The 17,422-nt window shown below is 54.7% G+C and carries 18 protein-coding genes and 2 tRNA genes; 13 read left to right on the top strand and 7 right to left on the bottom strand.

Features of this window, described 5'->3' with window-relative positions:
* The first annotated feature begins 10 nt into the window (after nt 1-10).
* The 9 genes from glyS to WCK51_01390 all read left to right on the top strand — a co-directional run bounded on the left by glyS (nt 11) and on the right by WCK51_01390 (nt 8,124).
* On the top strand, nt 11-2,080 hold the full coding sequence (gene glyS / locus WCK51_01430; GenBank protein MEI7575525.1) for a glycine--tRNA ligase subunit beta: 2,070 nt from the start codon (nt 11-13) through the stop codon (nt 2,078-2,080).
* Nucleotides 2,080-3,126: an acyl-CoA dehydrogenase family protein gene (locus WCK51_01425; protein ID MEI7575524.1), complete on the top strand. Its 1,047-nt coding sequence runs from the start codon at nt 2,080-2,082 to the stop codon at nt 3,124-3,126. Before glyS ends, WCK51_01425 begins: the two co-directional genes overlap by 1 nt.
* A gap of 34 nt (nt 3,127-3,160) precedes the next feature.
* Nucleotides 3,161-3,610, top strand: a complete 450-nt coding sequence (locus WCK51_01420; GenBank protein MEI7575523.1) for a hypothetical protein — start codon at nt 3,161-3,163, stop codon at nt 3,608-3,610.
* The gene (locus WCK51_01415; GenBank protein MEI7575522.1) at nt 3,610-4,185 is read left to right on the top strand and encodes a hypothetical protein; all 576 of its coding nucleotides are present in this window, start codon (nt 3,610-3,612) and stop codon (nt 4,183-4,185) included. The genes WCK51_01420 and WCK51_01415 overlap by 1 nt, the downstream gene beginning before the upstream one ends.
* 24 nt (nt 4,186-4,209) lie before the next feature.
* On the top strand, nt 4,210-4,701 hold the full coding sequence (locus WCK51_01410; protein ID MEI7575521.1) for a ribonuclease domain-containing protein: 492 nt from the start codon (nt 4,210-4,212) through the stop codon (nt 4,699-4,701).
* On the top strand, nt 4,698-5,033 hold the full coding sequence (locus tag WCK51_01405; protein MEI7575520.1) for a barstar family protein: 336 nt from the start codon (nt 4,698-4,700) through the stop codon (nt 5,031-5,033). The genes WCK51_01410 and WCK51_01405 overlap by 4 nt, the downstream gene beginning before the upstream one ends.
* A 673-nt stretch (nt 5,034-5,706) precedes the next feature.
* Nucleotides 5,707-6,249, top strand: coding sequence for a hypothetical protein (locus WCK51_01400; protein MEI7575519.1), 543 nt, complete (start codon nt 5,707-5,709; stop codon nt 6,247-6,249).
* Nucleotides 6,246-6,935: a prepilin-type N-terminal cleavage/methylation domain-containing protein gene (locus tag WCK51_01395; GenBank protein MEI7575518.1), complete on the top strand. Its 690-nt coding sequence runs from the start codon at nt 6,246-6,248 to the stop codon at nt 6,933-6,935. Before WCK51_01400 ends, WCK51_01395 begins: the two co-directional genes overlap by 4 nt.
* 7 nt (nt 6,936-6,942) lie before the next feature.
* Complete coding sequence (locus WCK51_01390; GenBank protein ID MEI7575517.1) at nt 6,943-8,124, top strand: sigma-70 family RNA polymerase sigma factor; 1,182 nt, start codon at nt 6,943-6,945, stop codon at nt 8,122-8,124.
* On the opposite strand, the gene WCK51_01385 is transcribed toward WCK51_01390, so the two are convergent.
* From WCK51_01385 to WCK51_01365, 5 genes are all read right to left on the bottom strand, one after another.
* Nucleotides 8,121-8,639 carry a DinB family protein gene (locus tag WCK51_01385; GenBank protein MEI7575516.1) on the bottom strand — a complete coding sequence of 173 codons (519 nt, stop codon included), beginning with the start codon at nt 8,637-8,639 and terminating at the stop codon, nt 8,121-8,123. The genes WCK51_01390 and WCK51_01385 overlap by 4 nt on opposite strands.
* Complete coding sequence (locus tag WCK51_01380; GenBank protein ID MEI7575515.1) at nt 8,636-10,120, bottom strand: helicase HerA-like domain-containing protein; 1,485 nt, start codon at nt 10,118-10,120, stop codon at nt 8,636-8,638. Before WCK51_01380 ends, WCK51_01385 begins: the two co-directional genes overlap by 4 nt.
* A 41-nt stretch (nt 10,121-10,161) precedes the next feature.
* The gene (locus WCK51_01375; GenBank protein MEI7575514.1) at nt 10,162-11,376 is read right to left on the bottom strand and encodes a glycoside hydrolase family 2 TIM barrel-domain containing protein; all 1,215 of its coding nucleotides are present in this window, start codon (nt 11,374-11,376) and stop codon (nt 10,162-10,164) included.
* Between the two features lie 85 nt (nt 11,377-11,461).
* A tRNA-Pro gene (locus WCK51_01370) sits at nt 11,462-11,538 on the bottom strand.
* Nucleotides 11,539-11,545: 7 nt separating this feature from the next.
* A tRNA-Thr gene (locus WCK51_01365) sits at nt 11,546-11,620 on the bottom strand.
* A 52-nt stretch (nt 11,621-11,672) separates the two neighbouring features.
* Between WCK51_01365 and WCK51_01360 the strand changes: the two genes are divergently transcribed.
* Entirely contained in the window at nt 11,673-12,296 is a 624-nt protein-coding gene (locus tag WCK51_01360; protein ID MEI7575513.1) for a YciI family protein, read from the top strand.
* On the opposite strand, the gene WCK51_01355 is transcribed toward WCK51_01360, so the two are convergent.
* Complete coding sequence (locus WCK51_01355; protein MEI7575512.1) at nt 12,280-13,095, bottom strand: phytanoyl-CoA dioxygenase family protein; 816 nt, start codon at nt 13,093-13,095, stop codon at nt 12,280-12,282. The two genes, WCK51_01360 and WCK51_01355, sit on opposite strands and share 17 nt — an antisense overlap.
* A gap of 75 nt (nt 13,096-13,170) precedes the next feature.
* Between WCK51_01355 and WCK51_01350 the strand changes: the two genes are divergently transcribed.
* Complete coding sequence (locus WCK51_01350; protein MEI7575511.1) at nt 13,171-13,998, top strand: AraC family transcriptional regulator; 828 nt, start codon at nt 13,171-13,173, stop codon at nt 13,996-13,998.
* Here the strand turns inward: WCK51_01350 and WCK51_01345 are convergent.
* The gene (locus tag WCK51_01345; protein ID MEI7575510.1) at nt 13,985-14,956 is read right to left on the bottom strand and encodes a family 10 glycosylhydrolase; all 972 of its coding nucleotides are present in this window, start codon (nt 14,954-14,956) and stop codon (nt 13,985-13,987) included. The two genes, WCK51_01350 and WCK51_01345, sit on opposite strands and share 14 nt — an antisense overlap.
* Nucleotides 14,957-15,003: 47 nt before the next feature.
* Here WCK51_01345 and WCK51_01340 point away from each other — a divergent pair, with 47 nt between their 5' ends.
* Both WCK51_01340 and WCK51_01335 read left to right on the top strand, forming a co-directional pair.
* Complete coding sequence (locus tag WCK51_01340; GenBank protein MEI7575509.1) at nt 15,004-16,872, top strand: ABC transporter ATP-binding protein; 1,869 nt, start codon at nt 15,004-15,006, stop codon at nt 16,870-16,872.
* Complete coding sequence (locus WCK51_01335; GenBank protein MEI7575508.1) at nt 16,869-17,357, top strand: hypothetical protein; 489 nt, start codon at nt 16,869-16,871, stop codon at nt 17,355-17,357. Before WCK51_01340 ends, WCK51_01335 begins: the two co-directional genes overlap by 4 nt.
* Nucleotides 17,358-17,422: the final 65 nt, after the last annotated feature.

The following is a 17,422-nucleotide window of genomic DNA, read 5'->3' as shown; positions in this document are numbered from 1 at the left end:
TAGGTTCGCCATGCCTGAGTTTTTGCTCGAAGTCGGTTGTGAAGAACTCCCCGCGTCTTTTGTTGAAAAGGCTTATGGCGACTTGCGCGATGCGCTTTGCAAGGAGCTGACGGAGCTTGGGGTTTGTGGCGGCGGAGCAACCGCTTGCGGAACGCCGCGTCGGCTGATAGTTCACTTTCCTAATCTCAAAGATCGGCAAGAGGATTCGGTCAAGGAGCAGCGCGGGCCTTCGCTTCAGGCGGCTTTTGACGCGGCGGGCGAGCCGACGAAGGCACTACTTGGGTTCTGCAAATCGCAGGGGATTGAGCCTTCTGATTTGCGCCGAGACGAGCAATATGTTTGGGTCACCAAGCACGTTGGGGGTTTGCCTACCTCAGAGCTATTGGAATCAATTCTGCCTAGGATCATCCTTGGTTTGAACTTTGAAAAGTCGATGCGATGGGGCGCATCTCGGGCTCGGTTTGCCCGTCCGATTCGCTGGATTCTGGCGGCTTACGATGGTCGGGCTCTGGACTTTAACGTCGAAGGAGTTCCTGCGGCACTGATTTCATATGGACACCGGTTCTACGCCCCCGATCCTTTCGAGGCGAAGAGCTTCGGAGCATTGGTTTCTGAACTGAAGAATCGCTTTGTGGAAGTCGATTCGAAAGCCCGAAAGGCGTCGATCCTGGCCCAGGCAAAATCGATCTCTAATGGGGTTCCAGAGATTACGGAAGACTTGTTGGACGAAAACACGTTCCTCACCGAATGGCCAACGGCGATCTTGGGTTCGTTCCCCGAGTCGTACTTGGAGCTTCCAGAGCCGGTTCTCGTGACCGCAATGGCGAAGCACGAGCGCATGTTCCCGATTCGCAACTCTAACACCGGCAAGCTGAGTAACCAGTTCATCTTCATCCGGAACTCCGGCGATGATGAGACGGTTCGGAAGGGATGTGAGTGGGTGCTTGGAGCGCGATTTAACGATGCTCGCTTCTTCTATGAGCAAGATCAGAAGCTGACGCTTGACGACTTTTTGGCGAAGACGGAGGGCGTGGTTTTCCAGGCTCAGCTGGGTTCTGTTCGCCAGCGCGCGGATCGGCTGGCGAGTTTGGCAGAAGCTATTGCGCTTCACTCGGGTGCTGACGAAGCTGAACAAGAGTACGCCCGTTTAGCCGGGTTGTACGCGAAGGCCGATCTTGCCACTGGACTCGTATCAGAACTCAGTTCTTTGCAAGGAGTCATTGGTGCGTCTTACGCTGCTGCGGCCGGGCTCCCGCCGGAAGTTTCGTATGCGATGGCGCAGCAGTACCGCCCCACTGTTCCGAACCCTACCAATGCAGCTGAACGAACCGCAGTTCGGCTCAGACTGGCAGATCAACTTGATAAGCTCGCTGGCTACCTAGGTTTGAAAATCGTTCCTACCGGATCAAGCGACCCTTTCGGGCTGAGACGCGCGGTTACAACAATCATCAACGATACGAGAGATTGGACAGACCTGAAGAGTGCTCCTGGTTTGCAGCTGGACGCTGCTCAGTTGTGCTACGAAAACCAAGGATTCACACTTGACGATAGCTTTGCCTACCACTCGCTTAGGGAAATCTTTGACAGTCGATACCCCGTACTGTGGGGCGAGACGGTTAGGGCTGACATTATCAGCGCGGCAACTGGAACCGAACTTTTTGGAGCTGCAGACCATCCTCGAATGGCCTGGTTTAGAACACAGGTGTTGTCAAAATTCTCTCCCGAGGAAGTTCAAACCTCGACTCGCCCCCTTAATTTGATTGCTGCGGCAAAAAAGAAGGGAGAAAAGATTGGGGCCATAGACGAAATTGCGAAAGAGGGATTGAACTCTGCTGAAGGCACGCAGCTCCATGAAGCCCTGACAGGCAAGACTACTCATTTAAACACAGTGCTAGCCAGTTTTGACGTAGCTGGGTTGGTGGCAATAGTCCGAGAATTGTTGCCGCTGATCAACACCTTCTTCGATAATACGATGGTGATGTCCGAAGATCCAACTGAGCGTTTTCACCGCCTCGCACTCGCAGAACTCACATCACAGACTCTGCTGCTTGCCGGAGACTTTACCAAGCTGGAGGGTTAGTGAGCCTCGACGCCGCCACTGCGTTTCTTCACGACCATGTCGCGCCGAACGCGCATGCGATTGACACCTCGATCGAAGCGATGGGCGTAGCCTTTGATGAGATGAAGCGGCAGGGGCTCATGGCGCTTAAGCGTCCCGCTGAGTACGGTGGGCCGGCGATCAGCGAGGCCGAATTCCGAACTTACCAAGAAGAGGTTGCCCGCGCGAGTGGCTCGTTTGCCTTCCTCCAAACCCAGCACCAAAGCGCGGTCAACATGATCGCGAAGCAGGCGTCGGAGGAGATCCGGGCCGAGTACTTGCCGTTGATGGATGGACCAAAGACCGTCGGAATTGGCTTCTCGCAGCTCAGGCGAACGGGTGAGCCGATTTGTAAAGCCGTAGAAACCGATGGTGGATTCCTTTTGAACGGCGAGGTCCCCTGGATCACTGGGTTTGGATTCTTCGACGAGTATCTCATCGGCTCGGTACTGCCCGAAGGCCGTGCCGTTTTCGGCTTCATGCCGTTCCGGAACGCCGAAGGGCAAACGATGAGCGAGCCAATGCGCCTGGCTGCGATGGAGACTTGCCAGACCGTGACCGCTCGACTCGATCAGTACTTCCTGCCGACCTCCAAGGTCGCCTTCATCAACGACAAGGATTGGATGCGGAAGAACGACGCTTTTAACATCGTTGTTCAGGGGCATTTTGCGGTTGGTTGCGCCCTTGCCGGGGCAGATATTGTTCAAGACGTCGCGAACAAAAAGAGCTTCGACTTCCTCCAAGAAACCGCCACAAAGCTTTACGCAGAAATCGAGGAGTGCCGCGCGGAGTTGGTTGCCCACCAAAAGGACTTTTCGGAAGACACTGCTCCACTCCGGCTCGAAAAGCGAGCTTGGGCGATCGACCTCATGACGCGCTGTGCCCACGCCGGAGTCGTCGCCAGCAGCGGAGCCGCCAACTACCACACCCACCCCGCCCAGCGCGTCCTGCGCGAGGCGATTGTGTTCAGCGTCAGCGCCCAGACCGGGCCGATTATGGAAGCGACATTAAGACGTGTCGTCCGGTAGTACATTTCGCGCAGATTGGGTTTATACTGGGGCAGTGGCGAAGCGACAAAAAGTTCAATGGTTGCTTTGGGGCATCAGTTTCCTGGGACTCGGACTAGGTGTCGAAGGAGTCTTCAAGGTTTGGGCGTTACCCACACCGCTTGCGTTCCTTAAATTGGTCGCCGCGGTGACATTTATTGTCAGCTGCGGCTCGTTTGCCTTTGAAGCTTTTCATTTCAGGAGAGGACTTCGTTCCAACTTCTACACCGGCTCGCCGTGTGCTTTTTTGGCACTAGCAACAATCCAGAGGCTCTTGCCTCGGGTGCCATATCAGGATGTTATCGACTACGAGCAAGGATTGAACATCTTTATGTGCTTAGGTTCTGCAGGTGTGGCACTTTTTGTTGCGCTGCTGCCTGAGCACCGATTCAAGACCAGCAATTCCACCGATGGCTTCGATCCCTCTTCAAAGGTTGAATCCAGCCCGATTACGAGGAGAGAATAATGAGCCGAGTTGACACCTCCATCGGATTTTCGCTCCGCTCGGAGCCGCCGACAATTGATTCGACACTCTCGGCTGAACATGCGGACTTGTCGAAGTTCACTGCCTTCGAGCTGAATCGCCAATTTAAAATGTTCGGACCGGTGATGATAGGAATCCTGATTGCTCAGATCCTTAGTGACTTCATCTTCGAACCTTACAAACACGTGGCCGACTTCCTAGGAAAAACCATCCTCCAAATTGTCGTTTTTGCCGTAATGATCGGACTAGTGATGCTTGTCATACTGCTTGGTCTTAGAAAGAAACTGAATGGAATCCGCGCCGCTGGCTTCGACTCTCCCGTCGTCCACCTCACTGCCGAGGGGCAGTGGATCACTTTCGGCTTTGCCTCCGGCCGTGAGTTCGTTGACCGCTGGGACCGCCTTCTGCGGTTCAAAAGCGCGGATAACTTCACCGAGTTCGAGTTTCCGGCGAACCCGCCCATCATCATCCCCACGTCTGCAATACCCGAAGACACGCAAGCGACGATCACTGCGTTCTGCGCCGCCGAAAAGATTCCTTCTGAGACCAAGAGGTAATGAGTGGAGGCGGCATAATTTAGCATGGGTGCTTCTCGGGTTGCGTTGGCGGTGGGTTGTTTTGCTCTTGCGGTCGGGCTGGTTTATGCGAAAGGACTGTCGCGGAGAACCGCAACCCCCCAACCCCCTGCCCATTCCAAAGGGGTAGGGGGAGCCAGACTGCAGAGCGGCTTTGGCCAACCCCACATCGGGGCGGTTTCAACCAAGCTTGACATCCTCAAGGATGTCCGCGTCGTTGACTTCGGGCGCGAAGTGTATCGCGGCGAGATGGACATCAACCCGACCATTGACCGGATACGCAAAGGCGAGAAGTTGAACCATCGGAATGATGGCGGGTTCTTCGGGAATCGCGAGCGGCGGCTGCCTCGGCAGAGTGACCGCGAGTACTACCGCGAGTTTGTTCATACAATCCGCAGCCCCAAATTCCCTGGGCCCCAGCGGGTGGTGATCGGCAAGGACGGCTCGGTTTGGTACACGGGCGACCACTACGACAGCTTTACGAAGGTGTCGAGATGAGGCGGCGGAAACTCCCGAAGATCGGAGTTGATGGGCTCAAAAGGACCCACGAAGTCCGCGAGTGGGACGCGTCCTCGGCAGAAACCAAGGAGCAGATTCTGAAAGGCATCGCGGTGACTTGGTCATTCCCGTCCCACTTCGGCCACAATTGGGACGCGCTCATCGACTGCCTCTCTGATCTTTCTTGGCTCTCTCTGGATGGTTGGAACAAGTTCGCCTTCGTCATCCACAACGCCCCTCGGAACGAGGACTGGCACACTCTTCTCGAGTGCCTGCAAGACGTCGCCGACCGCTGGGGTCCGGACGGGGAGTTTCTGGTCTTCTTCATGTAGCGTCGCTGGTTCATTTCTGTTTGTAGTGGTTCGGACTTCAGCGATCTTGTGACACATCTTTGGGAGTGCGCGCCCGAAAAGATGTGTCATTTCCAGGTTCAAACGTGGCTTTTGGGTCGAAATCGTGTGTCATTTCGGTGGTGAATTTTTCCTTAGCGGTGACGGTGTGACTTGTCGGTGAGGTTTGGATGCGAAATGTGGTCTCTGGGTGGCGGGTTTTTCGTGTCCTTTTGAACCTGAAGTGCTTTTTCGAGCCCGGAAAGTCGTGTCTTTCGGTGGGGGATTTTTCCCGGTTGCGTAGTGAGAGTTTGATGGGAACGTTTGGATGAAAAATGTGTTGTATCGGTCATGAGTTGGGCGGTGACGGGCAGTTTCCCTTGACAGGTCTTGGGCCGCGAAAGCGAAAGCGCGACTTGCATCGCGCACTCGATATTCGATCTTCACCTACTAGGCAACGAAGTCGGGGGTTTGTCAACCTCCTAACTTGATTCTCGTCGGAAATCCTATGGAATGGGGGTCCAGCTCAACCGGTGGAGGGTTCAGGAGCATCGCAAGCTACCGTTCATCTTCGAAAAAAAATTGAGCACCAAAAATTCTTGTTAGGTTCTTAGGCTGAGCGGAGATTGTTATGCATCAGTGGCAAAAAGGAGCCACGAAAGCCATGACAAATCCAATGAGATTCGCAACTATAGCCGGAGTGATCAGTGCCGTCGGCGCCGGAGCATTTTTTCTGTTCAACCGGGAATCGAACACTTCGACCTTTGAGCAAGCACTCAACCGCATGAGCGGTCAGTGGACGGGTACCGCCCAGATGTTTCTTCCGGACGGCAAGCAGCCGGTTCTGCAAGGAACCATCAAGTTTGATGGTAAGGCGCGAGAGTACCGGCTCGTCGCTGACTTCATCGCCGATGAGGCAACTCGGAAGGCGATGAGCGCAGAAAACCAGAACGCAAACATCACCATCACGAAGTTCTTGAGGCTCACCCCGAAGGGGACTTTTACCCTCGATGAATCTCCCATCGAATTCGACGATCTGGCTGGGTTTGCGGCTAGCAAAACCCAGATTTTGAAGCTAGTCGGAAGCAATCCTCAGTACTGCGAGGTCGTCGAATTCAAAAACGTGGGAACCAACCTTGAGATCAGCGTTGCAACCGGAAAGGACAAGAAGAGCGTAAAGCCAAACGTGGTGTTCCGAATGACGAAGGTGCAAGCATGAGACGGGCATTCACTCTGATCGAGCTCCTCGTCGTCATTGCGATCATAGCCGTCCTTGCCGCAATCCTTTTCCCGGTCTTTGCTAGAGCGAAGGATGCCGCCAAGAAGGCGTCCTGCATCAGCAACCTCAATCAGATCGGAAAGGGTTTCCTCCTGTACGCATCGGATAACGATGACTGGTTTCCAAATATGACCGAAGGCCTAGGCGGCGAACAGAAAGAAGGCGGATGGACGTACATCGATTATTTCCGCACCTACAGCGCAGGCGACTTCAAGCCGGAGAAAGGCTCCGTGTTCCCGTATGTCAAGTCAGCCGGTGTATTCGTCTGCCCCAGTGACACGGATGGGACGACGTCCAAACAGAGTTATGCCTTGAATGGCTGCCTTGCCGAGCCACCTTTTGCGAGAGGTCTAGAAAGGGGGCGCCCGATGAGTTGGGTTCAGAACACTTCTGCAGTGATGATGCTCGGCGAGGAAGGAACCGCGCCGAATCAGGACACGAATTACACGAGCGGCACCAATGACGGCTTCTTCCATCCGGAATTCGATCATTTCACGTCGCGCCATGCGGGACTTTCCAACGTTATCTATGTCGATAGCCATGTGAAAACGATTCCTGCTCAAAAGAATCGGGTTGAGCTCCTTCACAACGGAACGAAGTCCTGTCTGAGCATCGACGGCCAGTGAACAAGAAATGCAAGATGTGGATGTTCTGCTACGCCGAGCCCTGCGGGATGGAGATCGAGAAGCGTTTGATCAACTGCATTCTGCAACCTACGCTGCCGCACTACGGATGGCGATGGTCCATGTTCGATCTGCCGAAGAAGCAGAAGACATTGTCCAAGCCGCGTATCTCATCTTGCACAAAAGAGGACGCCGAATCCGGGATCAGAAGGCCTTCGCCGTTTGGATGTGGCGTACGGTACGGTTCCTCGCGCTACGACACCACCGCGAAAAGAAGCGACGTAAAGGAGCCGAGATGAATCAGACCGAACCCAAGCCGAATAGTGATCGCTCCGAACTGGGCGACCTGCTGGACAAACTCGGCGCCGATGATCGGCGAATACTCATCCTGCGGTACTTCCACGGCCTAACCGTCGAAGAGGTCGGGCAGACCCTCAATTTAACAACAGCAGCGGCTCAAATGCGCATCGGACGTGCGCTGGATCGGGCCAAGAGAAAGGGGGGACCAGGGTTGTTGGCCGTGCTCCTGGGGTTGGCTTCGGCCGGCAACTCGGATGCGGTGGTACCCCCCTCTCCCTTAACCGGAAACGTGTCGCTTCGAACGCATCAGTTGGCTTCGACCTATTCTGGAGGTTCTGTGATTCTCCAGGGCCTCGGCAGCGCGGCCGTGCCGATCATCGGCGGGAGCAGTGCCCTGGTTGGAACGCTCGCGATAGGATTCTGGTTACTCCATCGCCCTCCCGCCGTCGATACGACACGATTGGACCAATGGGCGGAAAAGCTGGAAGGCAGATACCGAGGAATCTCAACCGTCTCGGACTCGGTGGTAGAAAAGCACGCCAGTGACGCCCTCGTCGTGATCCGGAGGATGAAGAACCCGGATCGTCTTGAATTGCGGAAGCAGGAAGGCGACCGACCGGTCGACTCTCTGGCGATCTACCCTGTCCTAGGCAAAGACGAGGTTTGGTTAGACGGTACGATCTACCCCGCGCGGTTCAGCGAGGCAAGCTTTGCCGTTACGATGCCTAAGCGAACCGAGGACATCTATCTTCCGGGTCAAAAATTTCGGGACGAGGTTTCTGGTGAAACAAGAATCGAATGGCAGGATGGCAACTTCCGTTACTATAATCGCCGAACGGGGACGCGCTTTTGGTCGATTGGCGACATGAAACTGACCCGGTCGCAAGACTAAGCTGCCGAGCGGTTCTGCCACATCGAGTGGAGCAGGACGCACTGCCCGCCGTGGTAGCTATCGTGCTCCACCAAATGGGCTACAATCCATCGGAACGTCGCTGTGCTATTTCGGCGTTGAAAAACTCGCTCGGCGTTCGGCTCTTGCAATATCAGTTCGACGACCTGGCGACGAGTGCTCTGCAGGGCTTCGACATACCAAGCAAACGGCTGGCGAGGAGGGGCGGGCCATTTGACGTTGTCCTGATCTAGCTGAGCATCATAGGCGACAGCTGGGTGATCCGCATCAAGTTCCTCGGCTCGAACGAAGTTCTTGATCCAGTAGAGATCGCAACACGCCATGTGTAACATGATGCCGCCGATACTCGGAGCATTTGGGAAGGGTTGCCAGACCATGGCTTCCTCCGACGGCTCTTCGAGGTTTTCCAGCCACTCTCTGGTGCCGTCTTCCCATGTCGCCAGAAGCGTTCCTATCGCAACGTTTGACCCGATTGGCGCGACGTCAAACTGTTTCAATACCGTCTCCTTCTGGATCCCCCGCCCAAGATCCCGCCCATGATGCTCCCGAGGACTCCCCGGACGATCTGGCGACCGAGTTGACTTCCGGCGGCTCGCATTGTTGATTTCACCACCGACTCAAAAATCGAGTCCGTCCGTCGGGCGGGAGCCTCTTTGAGTTCGGGAATCTGGTGCTGGGCTTCTTCTTGCGCCTCGTGTGCCCGTCGCATGAGTTCTTCGTAGGCGCTGTCTCGGTCGACGCTTTGCGAATAGCGGCGATGTAGTGAGGACGCGTTAATCACGTCTTCCCTTTCCGCGTCGGTTACGGCTCCAAGGCGGCTGAGTGGGGGTTTGATAAAGACTCGTTCCACAACCGTCGGAGTGCCATCTGAAGCGAGCGTGCTGACCAGGGCTTCGCCAATTCCGAGCTCGGTAATGACCTCGCTGGTATCGAAATCCGGGTTCTGGCGGAATGTCTCCGCCGCAGTCTTGACGGCCTTTTGGTCGCGCGGCGTAAAGGCACGCAGGGCGTGTTGGAAGCGGTTGCTAAGCTGACTGAGAACCGAATCGGGAATATCCAGCGGGTGTTGGGTGACGAAGAAGATTCCGACGCCCTTCGAGCGGATCAACCGGACCACCTGCTCGACTTTGGTGAGTAGTGCCTCGGGAGCGTCGGTGAACAGCAAGTGGGCCTCATCGAAGAAGAAAACCAGTTTCGGCTGGTCGAGGTCTCCTGCTTCGGGCAGGTTCTCAAAAAGCTCGCTTAGTAGCCAGAGCAAGAACGAGGCGTAGAGCTTTGGCGAAAGCATCAGCTTGTCGGCCGCGAGAATGTTGATGATCCCACGTCCGTCCGGGGCTCGCTGGAGCAAGTCCGTCACATTCAGCGCCGGCTCGCCGAAGAAGATGTCTCCTCCTTGCTCTTCCAAGACCAGTAGTTCGCGCTGAATCGCTCCAATCGATGTGCTCGTCACGTTGCCGTACTCGCCTCGAATCGACTCGGCATTCTCAGCCATCCAGGTCAGCATCGATTTTAGATCCTTCATGTCCAGAAGGAGGAGTCCGCCGTCGTCGGCGATTTTGAAGGCGATGTTGAGGATGCCTTCTTGTGTATCGTTCAGACCGAGCATTCGGCTGATCAGCAATGGCCCCATCTCGCTAATGGTGGCCCGGATTTGGGTTCCCTTTTCCCCGAAAACGTCCCAAAAGGCGACGGTCGAAGCGCGATAGTTCAGCGGAGCAAGTCCTAGCTGTTCCGCTCTCGCTTCAATCTTGGCGTTTCCGCCGCCGGTCTGCGAGAGGCCAGCGAGATCGCCCTTAACGTCCGCCATGAACACGGGCACTCCGATCTCAGCGAGACCCTCGGCGATGGACTGTAGCGTAACTGTCTTTCCGGTTCCTGTGGCACCGGCGATCAGTCCGTGGCGGTTACAGAATTTGGGCAGGATGACTGCGTCATCCTGTTTTTTATCCGAAGTTTTGCCTACGAGAATGCCGGGAATGTTTGCCACTGTTCGCTTAGTGTACTGAAACTCTGATCGGCCTACTCTACTAAGAAGCTTCGCGAATCCACCGAAGCTGCCGAACGGGGGTCATACGTATAGACAGCCACCCGGTAGAGCCCGGGCTCGGTCGGTGCTTTGATTCTCGTTTTGCCTTTGAGATCTCCCCGTCCAACAATTCCAAGATCCTTTTCGAAGTCGCCGACGAACCGCTTCTTGGGGTCATTCGGGATGATCTCGAACTGGGTAACGAGGGCTTCGTTGTCCGGGTCGGAAGCAACAACGTCGAGGTCAAACTCTTGTCCAGGTTTGACCTTGAAGACTTCCTTGGGTTCAACGATTCTCACGCTAGGCGGTCGATTCATGGGGACCTTTCCGCCCCAAAACTGCGCCATGGTCCGAACCATGGGTTGCCACTTTTCATTCGAAAGGAACGGGGCGTGGAGCGACGCGATTCCGGTTTTGCTCTTCGACCAATAGAAGAAGTAGCTACCCAGAACTCGACCTGGCTGTTTGAGAATCACTTCTTTGTAGTTCTTGATTACGGAAGCATTCTTTGCGTCGCTTGAGGGCTCGACAAAGCCCGCCCAGGGATTCTTTTCGTCTTTATCGGGCAGAGAGAACTGCCACTCGGTGATGAAATAGGGTTTCTTCCAAAACTCCATTCGCTTGCTCAGAGTCGGGAGGCCCTGATAGGAGTTAACTCCGATCGCATCCAGGGACTTCCAATACTTCTCGATCATTGCCTGCTTCTCGGGCCACATGTCAGCAACGACTGAGATGACGGGGTGGTTTGTATCTTCTGACTTAACCACCTTCGCCAGTTCCTCGGATTGGATGAAGCACTCGGGCCACTCTCCGCCAAGTTCGACTTCGTTTCCAACAGCCCACATCAACAACGCGGGGTGGTTCTTGTAGGTTTTCACCCATTTCCGGAAGTCCTCCATCTGTGCTTTGAGGTCCTCGGGCTTTCGATAGGAGAAGCCGTCTTCCTTTCGCATCCAGAAGCCAACGCAGACTTTGAGACCTTGTTTTTGGGCTTCGTCGAGCAAGGGACCCGTCTTTTCGTCCACTCCCCAAGTCCGAACAGAGTTAGCACCGTATTGGCTCAGACCGGCGAATCGTTCGACGGGGGCACCGGCGCCTTTCACGAAAAAGGGCTTGCCGTTAACGGTCAGCTGATACCCTTTTCCCTTGGGAACGATGGCGACCTTGCTAGGTTGGAACGCAAGCGAGAGAATGGCGGCGGTGAACATCAATCGCAAGCTTAGTTGTTCGCTCACTTGTTCGACAACTTCTTTTTCAGAAAATTGGAATGGGCGAAGACGGCCCATGTGTTTTTGGTCGGGATGACAGGATTTGAACCTGCGACCTCCGCGTTCCGAACACGGCGCTCTACCAAGCTGAGCCACATCCCGAGAAAACTGGAGCCTCAGACGGGAATCGAACCCGTGACCTCTTCATTACCAATGAAGTGCTCTACCGCTGAGCTACTGAGGCGTAAGGTCAAAGAGTATACCCATCAGATGGAAATCTGGTCTACAATGGCAACATGCTAGCCGGCTTCATTGCGAGCTTTATAATTGCCCAATCACCACAAGCTACTGAGCCTAGGCTCTGGTTCATGTTCTTTTTGAAGGGAGATGGAAAACGGCCCAGCGACCCGAAGGAGCTGGAGAAAATGCAGGCTGACCATATCAAAAATTTGCAAACTCAAGGAGCAGCAGGGCACCTCCTAGCCGCCGGTCCGCTGTCGGACCCCACTCAGTTACGAAGGGGGATAACGATTGCCTACGCCAAGGAACGGGCGGAAGTGGAATCATTTTTCAAGACCGATGCCTATGTCAAAGCGGGGATTATGACGGTGACAGCAGTAGCCTGGGAGCCCGGCCGGGTGCGCTTCAACGCCGATTACGACAAGAAGGCAATGGATGAGTACGAGTTGCTCATCACAACTCAACCTCTTCTGCGCGCTACCCGGTATGCGCTACGAAACTTTGCAGTCGGCGGTCGAACGGAGTTTTCAGCGGCGGAAAAGTATCAGTTCTCGGGCGAAGTCTGGATTTCAAGAAAGGCCGATCACGATAAACTCGTGGTGGCCATGGAAGAAACACTGGCACCAAAGGAGATCATTCCTCTTTGGATGGCCAAAGATATTCTCAAACCAAAGGATTGATCTCGCTTGCCGCTAAATCTCCTGCTCTGAGTCCAGGGAACCAGGTTGCGAGGTCGTTCTCTCGCTGGGGAGAGTCGGGGTGGCTGATGACGGCTCCATCTTCGAAGTAGATGATCGTCATGACTTCGCGGGTCGTTGTTTTGGAGGCGTTTCCTGGTGCGCCATGGATGCACCAGCCGTTGTGGAAGGTCGCATCGCCTGCTTTCATGTCGCCGGCGGAGACGACCTCGAATCCCCCGTCCTTAATCCTGTTCTCTAGTTCGACATCGCTGTCATCCGAGATGTTGAGAGGGCCGAGGTAACCGAGGGACTGCGAGCCGCTGGCGAAATTTAGGGTTCCCATCTCTTGAGTGGCATCTACTAGAGGCATCCAGAGGGTGACGCACTTGACGCCATCGAGCGGCCAATACTGCTGGTCCTGGTGCCATGGAGTCAGTCCGCCCTGCGGCTCTTTATATAGGGCCTGATCGTGGTAGATTCGCACTCTCTCGACACCCATCAATTTGGCTGCAACTCCGGCGAACCGTTTTGCCAGCGTAAATTTGCGAACGTCTTCATCCACCAACCAAAGATTCATGTGCTGGATGAAAGCTTTACCGTAGGTATCACGTTCAACCATTGGCTTGTAGTTCTTGGCATGTTCGGTCGTTAGCTCTGTGATTGGATCCCGATACGCTGCGACTTCCTCCTGGCTTGCCAGCCCGCGGACTAGCGTCCAGCCGTTCTGTTGGTAGCTAAGGATGGTTTCCTCGGCGAGGACATACTCGCTGTCGAGTGAGGGAAGGAGTTTGTTGTTCATAGGTTTCATTGTCTCAGACCGAATTGGAGACATACCATTGCTATAATGGTATGAATCATGTCTGAAATGGGAAGTATGGAACGTCATCACCGCCTGGTCACCTCCCCAGTTCAGACCCACGTTGGGTCGCTGCTTCTGGGCGGGTTGTGGCTGTTTGGCCACGGCGTCAACTCGACGGGCCGACTCCGAAGTTACGATGGAGCCGCACTGGTATTAGTCACACGAGGCGAAGGCGTGTACAAAGATGGCTCCCGAAAGAAGCACACTGTTAAACAGGGGGACGCCATTCTTGTATTTCCTGGGAATCCGCACTGGTACGGACCCCAGAAGGGCCAGATTTGGGATGAAGTTTACGTAGCCTTCGACGGTCCACTGTTTGATGCTTGGTTCCGAACTGGGATATTATCGCCCGAAAATCCGATCCGACACCTCGATTCCACCATTGACGACAAAGCTTCTTGGCTCTTGTTGTGGATCGAGAGGTTCGTTGCTATGAAGGATCAAAAGCAACAACTTCAGGCTTTGGTCGCGCTCATGACCTTCATCTCCGAGATTGCGCTCGGCGAAGGCATGCGTCCATCGGAGCAGAACACCTGGCTCGGAAGAGCCCAGAGCCTGCTTTGCTACGACCTCCGGACAGAGGTGGACCTTAACGCCGTCGCTAAGGAAATGGGGGTGAGCTACGAAGCGTTTCGCAAACGATTCCTCTCGTACGCAGGCGTGTCGCCACTTCGTTATCGCAACGGAAGAAAAATCGAGGCTGCAAAGCAGCTCATCCGTTACTCACCCCAAACATCGAACAAGGAAATCGCCGACGCCCTCGGCTTCAGTGATGAGTTCCACTTCAGCAAGCGCTTCCGTCAGATTGCCGGTATCACACCTCAGGCGTTCAGACGGAGCTGACGAACTGCCGGAAAACTTGCCAATAATCGTTGTCTACATCGCCGAATAGCGAGACTCCCGCACCACCGCGATCTCGGACGATTTGTAATCCTTGGGCGAAATCTTCGGGACTATCAAACGCTGGCATGTACAATCCGGCACAAATGGGTACGGATGTGGCCGCGATGTTCTCCAGCATGCACTGCCCGATCCACTCCAATGGTTCATTGTAAAAACTGTGATAGATCATCGGGCAAAACAAGTCAAGTGACCACTTGTCCCAATCCTGACGGCAAATCTTCCGAGCGATTGAAGGGGTCGGAAACACTGCAGCGGTAATCTCTTTCCGTTGCCCATGCACGGCTTGGGTGACTTGATCAACGAGTCGGGTTACGGACTTGTATCGGTAGTGTAGCCACGCCTGATCGTGGGCAGGATCAGCGATCTGTAGCGGGTCTAGACCGATATCGCCTCGGACGATCTCGCGAACTCGGTCCGAGTAGTCAAAGTCAAAGTCCGCCATCTCCTCCGACTGATCCAAACCGTACTCCTTCCAAAGCGCGACGGGCAGGATCACATCGGGGTAGCGCACATAATCGAGATGAACGCCCTGAACCAACGGGTGCTCGGCCAAATGGCGGGCGCGGGCCGTGATATGGTCGCGCACTTCTAGCAAAATCGGGGACAGCCACCGGTAGTAGTGCACATAAGGTGGGTCCGTCAGTGAAGACTTTCCGGACCGCGACACCATGTACCATTCCGGGTGCTCTTCCCGAACCTCGGGTTCTCGGCAGTTAGTGGTGATCATCCAACAGTGCAACTCAAGTCCTGAAGAACGAATGATCTCAAACTCGCGATCATCGATCCCTTCCGCTAAAAACACCCCCGTGATCCCGTTGGCACGCAACTGCGAATACTTGGCGACCAGCGCCTCGTCCGTCGCCTCTCGGTCAATACTCGTCCACACCCAGAACTTCATGGGGTGATTATGAGCAATCGAACGTCTCAGCGGAGTAAAAGATTAGGGTGAGTTCCCCCGAGACAAAGGCCGAGACAAAGGCAGAGGCGAAAGCCGAGCAGAAAAAGCTCGACAAAGTGACGATGAAGCGGGTTTTCGGACTCTACAATCCGCACAAGAAAGAGACTGCCGTGATGCTTTTCACGGTCGCAGTCGGAACGCTACTGGGTCTCGTCTCTCCGTTCTTCGTGAAGATCATTATCGACGAAGGATTGCAGAAGAAGAACCTCGGGATCATCACGACCTACTCGATCCTGACCATCATCATCACACTGCTCGCAGCAGGAGTGACCATGCTTTACGGCTACCAGAGCGTGATCATCGGTCAGAAGATCATGCGGCAGCTTCGAAATGACTTGTTCACGCACCTCCAAGGAATGTCGCTCAGATTCTTCACGTCCGCACGGACGGGTGATATCCAGACGCGACTAATTTCCGACGTTGGAGGGGTTCAGAACGTGGTTTCCAACACGTTTGTCGACGCCCTCAGCAACATCGCTATCGTTGTCTCATCGCTCATCACGATGTTCTGGCTCGACTGGCGACTCACCCTGCTTGCGATTTCTTTGATCCCGGTCATTGGCTTCTTCGGAAAACTCGTTGGCGAAATGTCTCGCGACATCCGCAAAGGAGTTCAGGAGAAGACCAGCGATTTGAATTCGATGATGCAAGAAAACCTTTCAGTCAGCGGTGCCCTACTAGGCAAAACGATCGGCCGCGCTGATGTCCTAGCAGAAAAGTTTGATGTCGAAAACCAAGCTCTTGCGGGCTGGCAGGTCAAGGCTTCTGTTCTCCAGTACGCCTTCTTCGGCATGTTCAGGATCATCACTCAGATCATCCCGGCTCTGATCTTCTGGCTCGCGGGGTGGCTGCTCACACGGGGCGACCAGAACATTTCAGTCGGCATGTTGGTCGCCTTCTCGGGGCTCCAAACTCGGATGTTCTTCCCGCTGACCGGATTGATGAGCCTGCAGGCCGAGCTGATCGGTTCCTTTGCATTATTTGATCGAATCTTTGAATATCTGGATATGAAGCACGATATCCAAGAGAAGCCAGGCGCGACCGTCCTGCCCAAGGCCTCCATCGCAGGCAAAGTATCGTTTGAAGACGTCGGCTTCAAGTACGACCAGGAGAGTAGCGACTGGACCCTCGAAAACATTAGCTTTGAGGCCGAAGCTGGTCAACTCATCGCCTTGGTCGGTCCCTCTGGCGCCGGCAAAACGACTGTGACGTACATGATCCCGCGCTTGTACGATGTGGACGCTGGCGCGGTCAAAATCGACGGCATTGATGTACGTGATATCGCCCTGGAAGACCTAAAGGCGGCCGTGGGGATGGTCACTCAAGAAACCTACTTGGTCCACACTTCGGTCAAAGAGAACTTGCGGATTGCCAAGCCGGACGCTACTGACCAGGAACTCATCGACGCGTGCAAACTAGCCGCGATTCACGACCACATTGACTCGCTCGATGAAAAATACGACACGATCGTGGGTGAACGCGGCTACAAACTCAGCGGAGGCGAGAAGCAACGACTCGCTATCGCGCGGGCGATCCTCAAGAACCCTCCAATCCTCATCCTTGACGAGGCGACCAGCGCCTTGGACACAACTTCCGAGCGGCTGATCCAAACTTCACTGAACACACTCATGAAGGGGCGAACTACTTTCGCTATCGCCCACCGACTGAGCACCATTCTCAGTGCAGACCAGATCTTGGTCATTGAAGACGGAAGAATTGTCGAAAAAGGCAAGCACTCGGAACTGCTCTCCAAGAAAGGCTTGTACGAGAAACTCTATACAGAACAGTTCAACCACGAGAATGAGATGCGGTCAGCCGAAACCTCCTTCTCGTCGGAATCGTCTGTAACGGCATGAAACGACTCGCTCTATTCCCTTTCGCTCTGGCAGCCCTGCTCGGAACCGGATTCTTCACTTCCGGCTTTGCAGGAGCGCAGGGAGATGAGGCGTCACGACTCTCGGCCGAAGACCTCAAGGTGATGCTCACAAATCTTGGACATGACCTCAAGCAGATCAATGCCGAAGCCGGTAAGGAGAAGTTCGAGTTCACGATCAAGACCCCCGGCTTCAACGTACCAGTTGGCGCAGAGATTTCTCCCAGCAAGCAATTTGTGTGGCTCACGGTCAGCCTGGGAGCGCTGAATGAGAAGCAGGATACGAAAGAATTGCTGCGCTTGAATGGTCGCATTCAGCCAACTCAGGCATACCTGACAGCAAAGGACACTCTGATGATGGCGTTTGCTCTCGACAACCGCGCCATCACTCCAGCACTCATGAAGAATCGAATTGAGAAGCTGACCGGCGATGTTGAAAAATCAGCGCCGATTTGGAACAAGAGCTGAGCGCTGATTAGGTTCAAGAAACAAAAATTTCACGATTTTGGAACGAAGTAGAGGGGCTTTCCATT

Source organism: Armatimonadota bacterium, assembly GCA_037138755.1.
Lineage (GTDB): Bacteria > Armatimonadota > Fimbriimonadia > Fimbriimonadales > Fimbriimonadaceae > Fimbriimonas.
Note: the sequence above shows the minus strand (reverse complement) of the source record. Positions and strands in the feature narration are given on the sequence as shown.

What these genes read in the sequence shown, in the direction of transcription:
- glyS (MEI7575525.1), top strand. Translation starts at nt 11, where the DNA reads ATGCCTGAGTTTTTGCTCGAAGTCGGTTGTGAAGAACTCCCCGCGTCT.
- WCK51_01415 (MEI7575522.1), top strand. Translation starts at nt 3,610, where the DNA reads ATGAGCCGAGTTGACACCTCCATCGGATTTTCGCTCCGCTCGGAGCCG.
- WCK51_01410 (MEI7575521.1), top strand. Translation starts at nt 4,210, where the DNA reads ATGGGTGCTTCTCGGGTTGCGTTGGCGGTGGGTTGTTTTGCTCTTGCG.
- WCK51_01405 (MEI7575520.1), top strand. Translation starts at nt 4,698, where the DNA reads ATGAGGCGGCGGAAACTCCCGAAGATCGGAGTTGATGGGCTCAAAAGG.
- WCK51_01400 (MEI7575519.1), top strand. Translation starts at nt 5,707, where the DNA reads ATGAGATTCGCAACTATAGCCGGAGTGATCAGTGCCGTCGGCGCCGGA.
- WCK51_01395 (MEI7575518.1), top strand. Translation starts at nt 6,246, where the DNA reads ATGAGACGGGCATTCACTCTGATCGAGCTCCTCGTCGTCATTGCGATC.
- WCK51_01390 (MEI7575517.1), top strand. Translation starts at nt 6,943, where the DNA reads ATGCAAGATGTGGATGTTCTGCTACGCCGAGCCCTGCGGGATGGAGAT.
- WCK51_01375 (MEI7575514.1), bottom strand. Translation starts at nt 11,376, where the DNA reads ATGTTCACCGCCGCCATTCTCTCGCTTGCGTTCCAACCTAGCAAGGTC.
- WCK51_01360 (MEI7575513.1), top strand. Translation starts at nt 11,673, where the DNA reads ATGCTAGCCGGCTTCATTGCGAGCTTTATAATTGCCCAATCACCACAA.
- WCK51_01355 (MEI7575512.1), bottom strand. Translation starts at nt 13,095, where the DNA reads ATGAACAACAAACTCCTTCCCTCACTCGACAGCGAGTATGTCCTCGCC.
- WCK51_01350 (MEI7575511.1), top strand. Translation starts at nt 13,171, where the DNA reads ATGGAACGTCATCACCGCCTGGTCACCTCCCCAGTTCAGACCCACGTT.
- WCK51_01345 (MEI7575510.1), bottom strand. Translation starts at nt 14,956, where the DNA reads ATGAAGTTCTGGGTGTGGACGAGTATTGACCGAGAGGCGACGGACGAG.
- WCK51_01335 (MEI7575508.1), top strand. Translation starts at nt 16,869, where the DNA reads ATGAAACGACTCGCTCTATTCCCTTTCGCTCTGGCAGCCCTGCTCGGA.